Origin of the sequence: Brotocaccenecus cirricatena (assembly GCF_020687045.1) — a bacterium.
GTDB lineage: Bacteria > Bacillota > Clostridia > Oscillospirales > Oscillospiraceae > Vescimonas > Vescimonas cirricatena.
In genome coordinates this window covers 1-15,866 of record NZ_JAJEPW010000059.1, presented here as the reverse complement: position 1 = coordinate 15,866, position 15,866 = coordinate 1, and the positions used below count along the sequence as shown (strand labels likewise).

The 15,866-nt window shown below is 60.7% G+C and carries 3 protein-coding genes; all 3 read right to left on the bottom strand.

Going from position 1 to position 15,866, the window contains the following annotated elements; translation table 11 throughout:
- Positions 1 to 230 precede the first annotated feature (230 nt).
- Positions 231 to 6,110: a S8 family serine peptidase gene (locus LKD37_RS14170; protein ID WP_302929788.1), complete on the bottom strand. Its 5,880-nt coding sequence runs from the start codon at positions 6,108 to 6,110 to the stop codon at positions 231 to 233.
- 545 nt (positions 6,111 to 6,655) lie between these two features.
- On the bottom strand, positions 6,656 to 15,175 hold the full coding sequence (locus LKD37_RS14165; protein WP_302929787.1) for a leucine-rich repeat protein: 8,520 nt from the start codon (positions 15,173 to 15,175) through the stop codon (positions 6,656 to 6,658).
- 286 nt (positions 15,176 to 15,461) lie between these two features.
- On the bottom strand, positions 15,462 to 15,866 hold a 405-nt coding region (locus tag LKD37_RS14160; protein WP_302929786.1), incomplete at its 5' end, for a hypothetical protein.

Below are 15,866 nucleotides of genomic sequence, written 5' to 3'. Positions count from 1 at the left end.
CGGCAGCCAAAGCTGCCGCCCACAGGCTATTTTTGTGCAGTATCCAGCCCGGCAAGCGCTTCGCACCGTTTGCCGCCCGCAGGCGGCAAATCAAGTGCAATCCGTTTTTTGCGGCGGCGTGTACGTCGCAAAAATAGCCAGCCCCCGGCGGAATCCGCCGGGGGCTGGCTCTATAGGGGGTGGGGCATCTCAGCTCGTGGGATGGAGATCATCCCAGGCTGTTTTTCCGTTTAGCGGGAGTGCTTCTTGCGGGGCAGAACCACAACAGCGGCAGCCAGCAGAGCAGCGGAAGCCATCACCAGGACCCACAGGGCGGTGTTGCTCTCGTCGCCAGTCTTGACAGAGGGCTTGTAGTTGGGATCAGCGGCGCCGCAGACGGTGCACTTGCCATCCTTGTACTGATGGCCGGTGGCCTTGATGACCTCGCCCTTCTTCACAATCTCGCCGCAGATGGTGCAGACTTCGTCGCCGGTGTAGCCGTCCTCGGTGCAGGTGGGCTCCTTAGCACCCACCAGCTTGATCTTGTGACCCAGAGCGGGGATGACCTCGCCCTTCTTCACAATCTCGCCGCAGACGGTGCAGACTTCGTCGCCGGTGTAGCCATCCTCGGTGCAGGTGGGCTCCTTAGCACCCACCAGCTCGATCTTGTGACCCAGAGCGGGGATGACCTCGCCCTTGGTGATGACCTTGCCGCAGGCCTTGCAGACCACGTCGCCGGTGTAGCCATCCTCGGTGCAGGTGGCGGCCTTGGCGTTCACGGTCTCGGTCTCGGTGTGCAGGTCAGCAGCCAGAGTCTCGGCGTTGTTCACGGTCTGATCGTTGCGCTCGGTCTCGGTAACGGTGACGTTGATCTTGTCCAGAGCGGTGGGATCATTGACGGTGAAGGTCAGGGTGGCCACGGTGGAACCGGCGGTCACGCCGTTCAGATCCACATAGCCCAGGGTGACCTTGCCGGAAGCATCCTTGTAGGAGCTGTACTGGGTGTTGAAGGCCACGTTGGTCAGGGTCAGGTTGGCGGCATCGTAATCCACGGTGAACAGGCCGTTGGTGGCAGCATCCTTGGCCAGGACGTTGACGGTGACGGTCTTCTCATCGGCGGACACGGTGACGTTGGAGGCGGTGGCAGTCTCGGCGGCCTCACCCATAGGCAGGTTCACCAGGGTAGCCACGGGGGCAGCGGCGTTCAGGGAGCCGTTGGCAGCCTGGGTCTCGGCGCCGTTGTAGCGCTGGACCTGGGCGGGATTCAGCTTGACGGACTCAGCGGTATAGACGGTGCCGTTGTTCATAGCCTCCACCAGAGCATCGGTGGCCTGCTGGTTGTGGTCGATGGTGCCCAGCAGGGTGGCGGGCCACACGCCGTCGCCGAAGTTGCCGATGTCGGCAGCTTCCCACTTACCAGTGTCCTCATTCAGGAGGATGCGGTAGACATGGCTGGCGTCGCCGGTGCAGTTGGCCAGGTACAGAACCAGCTCCTCATTCTCAACGGTGGCATACAGGGAGTCATACATGTCGCCCTCGTCGGTGGGATTGGCGGCATAGCCGATGTCAGCCAGGTTGGATTTCATGATCTTCAGGAAAGCGCTCCAGCTCTCCTCGCCGGTATCAGGATCCACCTCGGGGAAGGCTTCGATGGCCCAGATGTTGCCGACGTCATCCGTCAGCAGGAACATTTCAGCCAGGGTCTCCTCAACATCGTCCTCATCGGCATCCACCATGACGGAGCCAACGGAGGTGATGGAGGTGAAGTAGGAAGCGTCAGCCACGAACAGCAGATAAATCTGGAAGTTAAAGGCAGACAGATCCATGTTGGTGGGAGACTTGGGAGGCAGGAAGTAGGTGTAGTACGCGCTGGCCAGCAGAGGATTGGCCTCGGTGGAGAAGACCATGCTGTACTCCATATCCCACATGGGGATGTCGCCCTCGAAGCCGTTGTAGTCGGCCAGGGTCTTGCCGGTATCCAGGTCCAGTACGTGCAGGTCGAAGCCCTCGCCGTCCTCCACGTAGACTACGCCGTTGCGATAGTCGAAGGTGGTGGAGGAAACGGTCTTCAGGGATTCAAAGGCAACCAGCTTCTTCCAGGTGGTGTCGTGCTCCATATCCCAGGTGTAGAACTGGGCATCGCCGTTGGTATCCATCAGTGCGCCCACCAGGGTGGTGTCCACGGTCTGGACGGTGACAACGCAGGAGGCGGTGGCGGTGGGATCCTTGATGGAGGCCGCCGTGATGGTGGCAGTACCCTTGTTGACGCCGGTGACGATGCCGCGCTCGTTGACGGTGGCGACAGTCTCATCGGAGGACTTCCAGGTCACGCCATCGGGCTTCACGCCGAAGGGGCTGACCTCAGCGTTCAGGGCAGTGGTGCCGCCCTTGTACATCTTGATGGACTGCTTATCCAGAGTCACGGACACGGGGCCGCTGAGCTCTTCCTTGTTGAGGTTGATCTTGTAGGTGGCGGTGTTGTCGGCGTAGTCGGCGACCTGAACCAGCAGGTGGTCAACGCCCTCGGCCTTGCTCAGATTCAGGGAGATATCCGTGGCAGCGCCCTCGGCAGCACCCTCGGGGGAGCCGACGGTGCGGTCCAGAATGGACATCTCGTCATAGTCGATCAGGAAGGCGGCCGCCACATAGCGGTTGTCCTGAGCGGTCAGGACCAGGCTACGGGTGCCGGTCTCAACGTCTTCCTTGAAGTACACGTTGGACAGGACAGGCTCGGTCCGGTCGATGAAAGCGGTGTAGGTCTGGCTGGCGCCATCGCCCAGGGCATCCCAATCGGTGGTGGCATTGCCCTCGGCATCGTAGGTCACATAGTACTCGGGAGCCTCGGTGACCTTGACGGTGATCTTCTCACCCTCAGCAGCCTTGGTGGGGGCATTGTTGATACCGATGTAGCCCTGAGCATTGCGCCAGCTGCCGCCGTTGCTGTAGTAGTAAGCGCCAGCGGTGGGAGAACCGGACGCCTTATCATAGTAGACAGTGCCGTTCTCGCCGGTGATGGTCGCCCGGGCATCCGCAGCGTTGCGGATCAGGGAGAAGGTAGCACGGGCAAAGACGGTGGTATCCGGGTTGATGGCGGCGCGGTTGGGATCATAGGTCTCATCCACGTAAGGATTGCCGCCGAAGTAGTACATGCCGGAATCGCCAGCGTACTGGACGGTCAGGGCCTGATACTTGGTGGCGTTCTTGTTGTAGGCGTACATGTAGGGCACACGGGACTCGGTCTTGGCCTCATGATACTCCAGATAGCTGCCGATATCAAACATGGAGGGATCGGTCCAGTTGCCGTAGTAGCCCAGGACGGGGATGGAGTGGCTGTCGCCCTTGACACCCTCGGCGGAGGCAACCTCGTCGGCGTACACATAACCCTCGACATAGGTGCCGGTGTTGTCGCTGGCCTTGTCATACTTGTCCAGGCCCAGGACCTTGGCATTGACTTCCACATGGATGCTGCCGTTTGCGGGGATCTCCACGGTGCTCTTGTTCAGCTGCTGGAAGAACAGGTAAGCATCGTAGGTGTCGATGCTGCCGTCGTTGTCGAAGTCGGCGTTGTCCTTATTGGAGATGGAATCCAGGACGCCGGTGACATAGTCCAGGAGCGCCTGGCCGTCGGCCTTGGTGACCTTGCCGTCGCCGTTGAAGTCGCAGTTGGCAAGACCCTCGGGAGCGGTCATCTCCACCATCTGGCCGTCCACGGTCCAGGTGACGTTGGAGGACAGCAAAGCGGTGTAGGTATGCTCGAAGTTCACCTCGGAGCCGTCCTCGAACTGATTGGTGAGGACATTCTGGGTGAAGAAATCGGCGCTGAGGTTGAAGGAAGTCGCAGCATCCTTCAGGTTGTAGATGGTGAAGCCGAAGTTATACTCACCGGTGCGGGCGGGATCGTCGCCCAGCTCCACCTTGACCTTACCGTCGGCAGCGCCGGCGTTGGCGTTCTTATCCATCTTGATGTAGGTGCCGGCGGAAACGGCAGCGCCCACATTGGCAAGGCCGGCGCCCTGCTGCATAACGGAATAGTAGCCATACTTGCCCTCGCCGTAATCCTGATACATGGGGACAGCGGTGGACATCAGCAGGGACTGAGCCAGAGCGCGGGCGGTGAGGCCGGTCTTCTCCGTCAGCTTGTTGGCGCGGATGTACTGGGCCACCACAGCGGCCATACCGGCAACCTGGGGAGAGGCCATGGAGGTACCGGACATATTCTGGTAGCCGCCGCCATTCTGCAGGGAGTAGATATTGCCGCCAGGAGCGGTGATCTCGGGCTTCAGCTCCAGGGAGCCGGGAATGCCCCAGGAGGAGAAGTCGCTCATGGTGTAATAATCAGCGGTCTGAACGTTCACGCCGGGCTTGGCGCCCACGGTGAGCTTGCCCACATAGTAGGTCACGCCGTTGGCTTCCTTCTTCTCGGCATTGGCCTTGATGATCTGGCCGTCAGACATCAGCAGGGAGACGTAAGGAGCGGTGCCGGTGTAGCCGTCGGTGGACATATTGATGGTGCCCGCCGCGTTGTTGACCACGATGGTGCCGATGGCACCGGCGGCAACGGCGTTGTTGCCCTTGGCGGTGAAGTTGATTTCACCGCGGTTGCACATGGCAATGGCGCCCTTGAGCTCATCGCCCGCAGCGGCGAAGTCCTCGGGATTGCCGACGGCATCCACATAGACGAAGCGCTGCTCACCGGCCAGAGCGGTCATGGGCTGGATGGGAGCCTCGGAGGTGTCGTTGTAGAACATCTTGGTGCCGGCGAACTCAATATAGTTGCCGGTGGAGCCCACGTTATCCACGGAGGCAATGCCCAGAGAGTTGGTGTAGGAGCCGGGGCTGCCGTTGGTGGCCCAGCTGACGCTCTCGGCGTAGGGATAGGCATAGGGGGTGTTCTCGAACCAGTGGCCGGAGTTACCGGCGGACATGGCAACCACCATACCGCTGTTGACAACGGCCTCCAGGATGGCCTGGTACTTGGCGTCAGACTGGCGGGAATAGCCGGGGTTGCCGCTGCCCAGAGACAGGTTGGCGGAATCGCAGCCCAGGATCATGGCATCCTCGATGGCGGCCATGTAGTCGGAGTCGTAAGCGCCGCCGCCCTTACCGAAGACCTTCATGGTGTACACCTGGGCATCAGGGGCAACACCCTGGGTCAGAGCGGTATCCAGAGCGGGAGCGAAGGTACCGTCGGCCTGCTGGATATAGCGGTTGCCGGCGGCAATACCGGTGACGTGGGAGCCATGGTCACCCTGCTTGTCGTTGTCGTGGGTGACATCCAGATCGGCGTCAATGTAGTTGAAGCCGAAGGGGATCTTGGCGCTGACATACAGGTCGGAGGCCTTCAGGTCGCCGTTCTTCTTGAGGGCGTTGAGCTTCTCCAGCTTGTCAGCGTAATCCGCAGCGGTGACGGGGGTGATGCCCAGGCCCTTGACAGCGTAGCTGTAGGCAGCGCCGTTGAGGGAGGGGTGATCGGTGTCAGCGCCGGTATCGATGATGGCCACCTTGGAGCCTGCGCCGGTGTAACCGTCAGCCCAGGCAACGCTGGAGCCGATCATGGAGGAGGAGGTAGCCATGTTGGGGTCGGTGGTCTCCGACTCCTTGACCACGCAAGGCTCATACTGCGTCTCGATCAGGACGGAATCAACACCCTTGATCTTCTCGATCTTCTCGATCTGGCCATACTGAACGTTGGCGGAGATGATGTTGGTGGCCAGGGTCAGATTCCAAACCACATCCAGAGACTGGCCGTCCAGGGCCTTCTTGGAGATGGTCTTGGCCATCTTATCCTGCTTGGATTCCAGCTTGTCGCGATACTTCATCGCCTTTTTGCTGCCAGAGGCGATGTCGGACGCGGAAAAGCCCTTGTCCAAGGTGGAGGGGTCGCTCAGCACGATGGAGACGCGGACCACGTCCGTGTCGGCATACTGCTGCTGGGCTTCTTCCTCAACAGCCGCGTTTTCCTTGATGGGCAACTTGATGTTGTCCACCTTTTCCCAGGTGATACCGTTGTTCTCGCCCTTGGTCGCAACGGAGCTGCTGCTCATGGCCCAGGTGGGGGTCACGAGACTCAGCGTCATCACGAGAGCGAGAAGCACTGCCATCGCCCGTTTGAGGGTATGCGCGTGTTTCATATGCGTACTCTCTCTTTCTCCGGTTTATACCGGTAAAGTTGGATACCGGATCGGTGCGGGCCGCCGTGATGCCCTATCAGCCGGCCTGTCCGATACAGCTATGGTTACTATACCATGTTTCCTTGTCCAGTGCAATGAAAAAGTCGTGTAATTTGCCACAAAATTTATAGAAATTTCGACAAATACAAAAATCAGCACTTTGTTCGCGCTATAACGACACTTTGTGAGTTTTTACACAAATCAGGATTTATGTATAAACCAAGTTGGTCATTTTAACACATCAGTGTATTAAGCGTTACCGTACTAAATCGTTAAAAACAGCGCAGTTCATCGTTCATGTTGCTTTTGCGTCACCATTCATCGTTCAATTCGACACAGTGTCTATTATTGTCGGCAGAATTTTGCGCAGTAATAATTTATTTGCATGTTTTAGCGAGTCCGGATTGTGAACAATTTTTGTACAAAATGCCGGAGACCCGGAGGCCGTTTCCGGTCTCCGGGTCTCGCGGGTCACTCTGTCTCCGGATCAGAGACAGGCGTCATATTCAGCGGGTGTGCTTCTTGCGGGGCAGGACCACCACAGCGGCAGCCAGCAGAGCGGAGACGGTCAGCAGCATGACCCACAGGGTGGTGTTGCTGTCGTCGCCGGTCTTGACGGCGGGCTTGTAGTTGGGGTCGGTCTCGCCGCAGTCGGTGCACTTGCCATCCTTATAATGGTGGCCGGTGGCGGGGATAACCTCGCCCTTCTTCACGGTCTCGTTGCACACGGTGCAGACCTCATCGCCAGTGTAGCCGTCCTGGGTGCAGGTGGCCGCCTTAGCGCCCACCAGTTCGGTGTCGTGGCCGGTGGCGGGGATGACCTCGCCCTTCTTCACGGTCTCGCCGCAGACGGTGCAGACCTGGTCGCCGGTGTAGCCATCTTCCGTGCAGGTGGCGGCTTTAGCGCCCACCAGCTGGGTCTTGTGGCCGGTGGCGGGGATAACCTCGCCCTTCTTCACGGTCTCGCCGCACACGGTGCAGACCTCATCGCCGGTGTAGCCGTCCTCGGTGCAGGTGGCAGCCTTAGCGCCCACCAGCTGGGTCTTGTGGCCGGTGGCGGGGATGACCTCGCCCTTCTTCACGGTCTCGCCGCAGACGGTGCAGACCTGGTCGCCGGTGTAGCCGTCTTCCGTGCAGGTGGCGGCCTTAGCGCCCACCAGTTCGGTCTTGTGGCCGGTGGCGGGGATAACCTCGCCCTTCTTCACGACCTCCTGGCACACGGTGCAGACCTCATCGCCAGTGTAGCCGTCCTGGGTGCAGGTGGCCGCCTTAGCGCCCACCAGTTCGGTCTTGTGGCCGGTGGCGGGGATGACTTCGCCCTTGGTGATGACTTCGCCGCAGATCTTGCAGACCTCATCGCCGGTGTAGCCGTCCTCGGTGCAGGTGGCGGGCTTGGCGTTCTTCAGCTCGGGGTTGTGGCCCACCTTCTCCAGAGCGGCCAGCAGGGTGGCGTAGTTATACACCAGCTCCTTCTGGGCGTCGGTGAGGGCGTTGTACTCGGCCAGCAGCTGGCGCAGGTAAGCCTCGTCCTCCTTGGTCAGATTCTCGATGGGCTTGAGGGCCTCGATCTTCTTGATCAGCTCCAGCACCGCCATTTCATCGGCGTTGTTGGGGTCGGCATCAATATACAGATAACCGATGGCTGCGGGGCCGGTCTCGCCGGTGAGGCTGTAAGCCGTGACCCGGTAAGCATAGCTGCGGCCGAAGGGCAGCGTGGTGGTATCGGTATAGGTGCACTCAGTGAGGCCCTCAGCCAGGGTCTCGAAGCCCTCGAAGGTCCAGGTATCCTGGGTATCATCCTGGAAGTGGGCAGCCACGCTGCGCTCCACCTTATAGACGATATCCTCGGCGTTGGACTGCTTGGCAGCGGTCCAGGTCAGCAGGGCGTTGCGGACGCCGGTCTCCGTGACGGTCAGGTCCGTGGGCGTGAAGTAGCTCTCGTCCATGATGTTGACGCTGCCCTTTTCGGTGTTGAAGTACTTGTCCCAGACATAGGCGGTGTAGCCCACAGCGCCCTGGGGATAGTACAGGTTCAGGCCCCAGTCGTTGTACACGAAGCCGCCGGTAGTGGTGGTGCCCCACAGGCCCACGAAGTTGGCGTACAGGGCCACGTTGGCATAGGCTCCGGTCAGGGAAACGGTGGTCTCCAGCAGAGGAGCGGTCATGCCGTTGAAGTAGTAATCCTTCAGGTTCTCGCAGCCGAAGAAGGCCTTGGTGCCGATGCGCTCCAGGGTGGTGGGATAGCTGACGCTCTTGAGGAACAGGTTGCCGGCAAAGGCGTTGCCGCCCACGCGGATGGTGCCCTCGGGGATGCGGTAGCTCTCGGCGGTGCGGCCCTCGGGATAGTAGCGGAGGTTCGCGCCGTTCTTATCGAACAGGACGCCGTCCACGCTCTTGAAGTACAGGGAGCCGTCGGCCACATAAATGTTCTGCAGGCTGGTGCAGTCGTTGAAGGCCACGGAGGTGTCAGTGACGCCGCAATCCTGGATGGAGGCGGGCAGAGTCAGCTCCGTCAGAGCTTCGCAGCCCACGAAGCCCCGGCTGGGGACGGCGGTCATGCTCTTGGACAGGGTGACATTCTTCAGATTGTCGTTGTAAGCCAGTGCGCTGCCGCCCATCTCGGTGACGGTGTCGGGAATGACAATGGTCTCCAGGCCGGTCTTGGAAATGGCGTTGGCGCCGATGCTGGTCAGGCCGTAGGGCAGACGCAGGCTGGTCAGATTGGGACAATTGTAGAAGGCGAAGGTGCCGACGGTCAGGCCGTTGGCGGAATCCTCGAAGTAGATCTCCTCGATCTTGGAGCTGGAGAAGGCGTAGCTGCCCACCTTGGTGACGCTGGCGGGAACGATGACCTTCTTCAGACTGGTGTTGTTCTGGAACATCTTATCGGGGATCTCCGTCATGGTGGAGGGCAGGGTGAACTCGGTGGTCTCGTTGCCCTGGGGCCAGATGTAGATATCGCCGGTATCCTTCAGCATGACAACGCCGTTGGAGGACGCATACACGGGGTTGTTGGCGTCCACCACGATGTTCTTCAGGCCGCTGGCCAGATAGAAGGCATCCTTGGCCAGGCTGGTGACGGAGGCGGGGATATTGACCTCGGTGACATAGGCGGTCTTGTTGTAGTTCAGATAAGCAAACGCCTTGCTATCAATGGATTGCAGGGTGCCGGGGAAGGCCAGCGTCCGGGCCTCATAGGGCTGATAGAAGGCGCTGTTGCCGATGGACTCCAGCTGGGTGCCGGAGAAGTCCAGATTCTGGAGCTTCCGGGCATAGTAGAAGGCCTGCCTGCCGATGGTCTTCAGCTGAGAGGGCCAGTTGATGGTCTCCAGCAGGGAGCAGGAGTAAAAGGCGCGCTCACCGATGGAGGTGACGTTGTCGCTGAGCTTCACGGTCTTGACGGCCTTGGCGTTGTAGAACGCGCGGTCGGGGATGACGGTGAGGCTGCCGCAGTCGATGGAAGCGGCGGCGTTGCAGTCATAGAACGCGGAGCCGCCCAGGGAGGTGACGGACTGGGGAATGGTGATGGCCTTCAGAGCCTTCCAGCCGTAGAAAGCGTTGGAGCCGATGGAGGTCAGGCCCTCCTTCAGGGACAGGGCGGTGGCCTTGGCGCAGCCGCGGAAGGCGTAATCGCCCACGGTCTCCACGGTGGCGGGCAGGTCCACAGCCGTCAGGGCGGAGCAGTTGCTGAAGGCGTAGGCGGGAACAGCGGTCAGGCTCTGGCCGAAGGTCACGGTTTTCAGGCCGGAGCAGCCGTCGAAGGCGTGCTCACCCAGGGTGGTGAAGCCATCGGGCAGGGCGATGGACGTCAGCTTGGTGCAGCCCTGGAAGGCGGCGGTGCCGATCTTCTTGAGGCTGGCGGGCAGAGTGACGGACGTGATGGTGGTGTTCTTATAGAACAGGTAGTCGCTGATGGTCTCCACGCCGTCAGGCACGGTGTAGGAGGTGCCCTTGAAGTCCTGGGGCAGGCTCACCAGAACCTTGCCGCCGCCGGCCAGCAGGGTGCCGTCCTCGGTCCGGACGATGCTGGCGCCGTCCTCGATGACATAGCCCTCAAAGGCGGGGCAGCTGACAAACGGGGTCAGACCGAAGGACAGGGTCTCGGCCTTGTAGGAGGCAGGGAAGGTCAGGGTCTTGAGATTGGTGCAGCCCTGGAAGGCCCTCTCGCCGATGAGGGTGACGTTGTCGGGAACGATGAAGTTCACCAGCGCGGTGCAGCCCTGGAACATCTGCTTACCGGTGGTGGTCAGCTTGGGGGCCACGAAGGTGGTCAGGTTCAGGCTGTTGTAGAACGCGGAGTCAAGGCCGGTGGGATCGCCCAGCACGGTGATCTCGGTGAGGCTGCTGCGGGCGAAGGCGTTGGCGCCGATGAAGGTCAGGCTCTCGGGGATCACCATCTCCTCCAGGGCGGCGCAGCCGGCGAAGCAGCTGGTGCCAACGGAGGTGACGTTGGACAGGTCGGGCAGGTGCTTCAGGCTCTTGCAGGTGAAGAACGCCGTCTTGGGCAGCTCGGTCAGGTTCTTGGACAGAGTCACGGAGGTTACAGCCGTGCAGTTGGCGAACTGGTCGCCGTTTGCGTCCATAGAGGTGACGGTGTCGGGAATGGTGATGCTGGTCAGGGCGTAGGCATTATAGAAAATACCGGCGCTGAGGCTGGTGACGCCCTCGGGGATCACCAGGTCGCCCTCCAGGGCCTCGCAGAAGTAGAACGCCTTGACGCCCATGGAGGTCAGGCCCTTGGGCAGGACGCCGTCGTCGGTGTGGCCCAGGGTCTTTAGGTTCTTGCAGTAGTAGAACGCGCCCTCGTTGATGACCTTCATGGTCTCAGGCAGGCTGACGCTCTGCAGGTTGTCGCAGTCGTAGAAGGCCCGATAGCCGATCTCCTCCAGGGAGTCAGGGCAGATGACGTTGAGAATGTAGTCGTTGTTCTTGAAGGCGTTCTCCCCGATGACCCGGACGCCGTCGGGAATGGTGACGGTGCTCTCGGTGCCGCTGTAGCTGACCAGGGTGTCGCCCACGATGTTGAAGCTGCCGGAGCCGGTGGCCTCGGTGACGGTGACGGCCAGGTCATAGGAGGCAGTGCCGTTCTTGGCCTTGGCGGTAACGGTGGCCGTGCCGGGCTTCAGAGCGGTGAGCTTGGCATACTGGGTCAGCTCATCGCCCTCGCCGTTGGGCTCAACAGTGACCACGGACTCGTCGGAGGAGGTCCACTCCAGGTTCAGGTCGGTGGCATAGAAGGGCGCGTAGCCATACAGCCGGACATTGGTATAGGTGGTGCCGGCCAGCATGGTCACGGAGGAGGTGTTCAGCAGGAACTCGCTCATAGGCACGTCCGCGCCCACCTCGTCGGTGACGGTGACCTGGCACTGGGCCTTCACGTCGGTCCAGACGGAGGACTTGACGGTGATGGTGGCGGTGCCGGGAGCCTTGGCGGCCACGATGCCGTTCTTCACCTCGGCCACGCTGGAATCGGAGGAGCTCCAAACCAGGTTCTGGTCGGTGGCATCGTCGGGAGTCACAGTGGCGTTCAGCTGGACATAGCCCTTCTGGGGCAGGGTCACAGCGGTCTGATCCAGAGTGATCTTGGTGACGGCGTTTTCAGGCAGGGTCACGCGATAGGCACACTGGTTCATGGCGTAGTCGTAGGCCACCACATAGAAGGTGCCCTGCAGGAGCTTCTGATAGAAGTCCGTAACGTCGAAGGTGTAGGTATACTCCTCGTAAGCCCGGGGAGAGGTGCCGTCGGCCTTCAGGGCGGGGATGATGCCGTCATAGTAGTTGGAGCCGATGCTCATTTCCTTCTTGCCGTTGTTGACGTTGGTCTTCCACTGGGTGGAGTACAGGGTGGCGCCGGCCAGGCAGAAGTTATCGGCCAGGGTCACGTCCAGGTACTTCCGGCCGTCGTCGCCGGTGCGGAACTGCAGGTTCTCGCGGTCGACGATATAGGGCATTTCACCGTCGGAGGTAAAGTTGAAGGAATAAGTGTTCTTCAGGTTGTCCTGCACGTCGAAGCCGTCCACATAGGCGGCGGCGGTGTAGGTCATGCGGGTGTTGTTGGGGATCAGGTGGATGCCGGTCAGCGGGGGGAAGATCTCGCCCACATAGCCGGGCCGCACAGCGGCGGAGCTGGAGTTGTACATGGCCTTGCGGACATTGAGGCCGTCGCTGTTGAGGTACACCTCACCGGTGTCGCTGTCGGTGATGGTGACGTTGGTGGTCTTGGCCGCCCGCAGCAGACCGGCCTGCAGGTAATACAGGTTGCTGACGCCGTTGCCGCCGCCCAGGTCCACGCAGATCTTATCGGCGGAGGTGGAGGGGGTGTCGTAGCCCTCGGGAACCACGAAGGGATACATGCCCAGCTTCACCACGTACATCATGGCGTAAACACCGGCCACGTTGGTGGCGTACATCTTCTCGTCCAGGCCGTTGTAGATATCGGCGTCCTCGAAGATGGGGGCCTTGGTCCAGTCGCCGTAGAAGCCCAGGAAGGGCACGGACAGCGCAGGATCGTCGTTGTTGGTCAGCTCCACGAAGCCCTCCACATAGATGCCGTTGGGGAACTTGGCCAGGTACGCCCGATCCGCGTCAGACAGGCGGACGGTGACGGTGACGGTGGCCTCGCCGTTAGCGGGCACGGTGACGGTGGAGCCGCTGAGGGCGCCGCCGGAGACCTTGATGGCGCTGGTGTCGGCGGAGAGGACATAGCCCTTCTGGGCGATGTACAGGCCGTCGGAGGTGGTGCTCTCGGTCTGGACGGTGGTATTGACGTCATAGGACAGGGCGGAGCCGGTGAGGTTCTTCACCACAAAGCTCAGCTTGTACACGCCCAGCTGGTCGGCGTCGTCGCCCAGCTCGATCTTAGTCTTGTCCTGACCCCGGACATACAGGTAGGCGGGGGTGGTGACGGCCTCGGCCAGGTTCACCATACCGGAGCCCTGCTTGCGGGGAGAGTAAGCCACGCCGTTTTCATCATACAGAATGTCGGCGGTGCTCATCAGCAGGCGGTTCACCAGCAGCTGCTTGTCGGTATCGGAGGCGCCGGGCATCAGGGTGTTGACATACTGCAAAGCAGCAGCGGACACACCCGCCAGATACGGAGACGCCATGGAGGTACCGCTCATGTAGCCGTACTGGGCGAAGGGCAGAGAGGAATAGATGCTGCCGCCGGGGGCGGTGATCTCCGGCTTCAGGGACAGAGACGGCAGGGGGCCCCAGGAGGAGAAGTCGCTCATGGCCACGGAGCCCTTTTCGGTCTTGGAGACGGTGAGGGTCTTTTCCTGGGCGGCTTCCATCATCTGGCCGTTGGCCAGGCTGATGCACACGGTGGGGATCTTGTAGTTATCCACGGCCATGTTCAGCAGATAGCCGTCGCGGTTGTTATAGATGATGCAGCCCGCAGCACCGGCAGAGGCGGCATTGAGCTGCTTCTGCTCGAAGGACAGGCCGCCGCGCATGACCACGGCGATCTTGCCGGTGACGTCCAGGCCCTGGTAATCGGCGGTGTCGCCGGTGTTGGGCACCATGACGTACTCATAGGTCCTGGAGCTGTCATTGCCCAGCAGCAGGGCGGTGAAGTCGTGGCCGGACACGTCCTGATAGGGGACGCGGCCCTGGGCGGTGACAAAGGCCGCCGTCTCGTTGGCGTTGACGGAGGCAACGGACAGCGCCGCGTCATAGGAGGACGAGGAGCTGATGATGCCGGTGTCGGGGTCGGACACGGAGGTGAAGTCACCCTTTGCGCCGCCCTGGGAGGAGGAGTAGGAGTTACCGGCGGAGCAGTTCAGCAGGATACCGGCGGACTTGACCAGGTCGTAATACTTGGTGGTCAGGTCGCCCTCGGCCTCCCGGCCGAAGCCGCCGTTGGAGCCGAGAGACATGTTGATCACGTCCACGTCCAGCAGCAGGGCGTCGTTCAGGGCCGCCAGGATGGTATCCGTGGAGGCGCCGTTGGTGGAGTCGGAGAATACCTTGAAGATGGCCAGCTGGGCCTCGGGAGACTGACCGGCGAAGGTGACGCTGCCGTCGGCGTCCACGGTCTTGCCGGCGGTGATACCGGCCACGTGGGTGCCGTGGTCATTGCCGTACTTCTCCACGGCGTCGGCGGAGGGGATCACGTCGGCGTCCGCGTCGGCATAGTCGAAGGCGAAGGGCACCTTGCCGCTCTTATACAGGTCGTCCTCGGTCAGCAGCACCAGGGAGCTGGAGCTGTGCTTCTGGGCATACCACAGAGCGGCATAGCTGTAGGCGGTGATGTTGGTCTTGCCGTCCTCCCCCTGGCTGATCTGATAGAGCAGCTTGGACAGGCTGGACTTCTGCAGCTTCTGCACGGCAGGAGCGTTGGCAAAGGCCTCGTGGTTCACATCCAGGCCGGTGTCCAGGATGCCGATGAGCATCCCCTCGCCCTGATACTGGGTGTTGTTGGAGTAGGCCGCCACTTCCGCGGCGGTCAGGGCCTGGCCCAGAGTGGCGGAGCCCATGGAATCGGTGTAGTAGGTCTGGCACAGCACCACGTCCTCTACGCCGTCAATATTCTTGATGTCATGGATCTTGCCGTAAGGCACCTGGGCGGCAAAGCCGCTGACCACGGAGGTGTAGCTGAAGGTGAAGGAGCTGGGAATGCCCTTGCTTTCCATGGTGTTCATCACGGAGAGCTGCAGGTTGGCGATGTCCTTCAGCTGGGCCTTGGCTGCATCCGTCTGCTGGAAGTCCAGCATGGACATACTGGCATTGGTGCGGTTGCGGACATCCAGCAGGCTGTCTGCATCCAGCTGCACAATGACCTTGACCATTTCGTCGTCTGCCGGGATCTCGGACCTGGACACCTTGCCGGAGTCCATGTTCTCCTCGAAGATCGCCAGACGGTCGCTGTCTGTGAGCTCATTGGTCACATCGATGGCCGTCAGCCCGGTCTCGGGGTCAGACGGCGTCAGTTCCGCCGCCATGGCGCTGACCGGCAGGACGCTGATGAGCATCATCAGCACCAATACCAGAGCAAGCAGCCGCTGCGGCATTCTCGTCTTTTTCATCGATCGACTTCCTTCCTGTTTTTTTCGTTCCGCTCCCCTGCTGTGTTGAGGCGCTTTCCGATTGCATAATTATACCTCCTTTCTCCTGCAAAAGCAAGGAATTTCTTCCAAAAACAAGGATTTTCAGGAAACGTTTCCGGTGTTTCCGCCGGGTGGACGGCCGGTCGGCGCTTTTTTCCGATGCTTCGGTATCACATCACCGTGATAAACGACCCATTGTTTTTTGTACTTATCTCACGAACAGTTTCCTGGCTCTGCGTCCGTGTTGGACAAATCCGCCAAAATGTCAGCCGCCCTTTTTCCGCCCCGCTGATTCCGTCCGCAACACACGCACATTTGTGTTTGTTCGTGCCGGGTGGACGGCATAGGAAGTTATTGGAAATATCTTCCATGAATATTCTGTATATATTTCAGTATTCTTCCAATATTTCCACTTTACAGGGCCGTTTTGATCAAATGCTTCGGCGCGCCGTATCCACAAAAGAGCGCAAAAAGCCGCCGCTCCCGCGGGATCGGCGGCAGAGTCTGTCAAAAAAGCCTCGCAGAGTTTGCCGCCCGCAGGCGGCAAATAAAGTGCAATCCGTTTTTTGCGGCGGCGTGTACGTCGCAAAAAACACTTCTCGGTCTGCAAGTGTGGAATTTGTTCGCTTTCAGCGAACAAATTATGCGCGCGGCAGACTGCAAGCCTTTT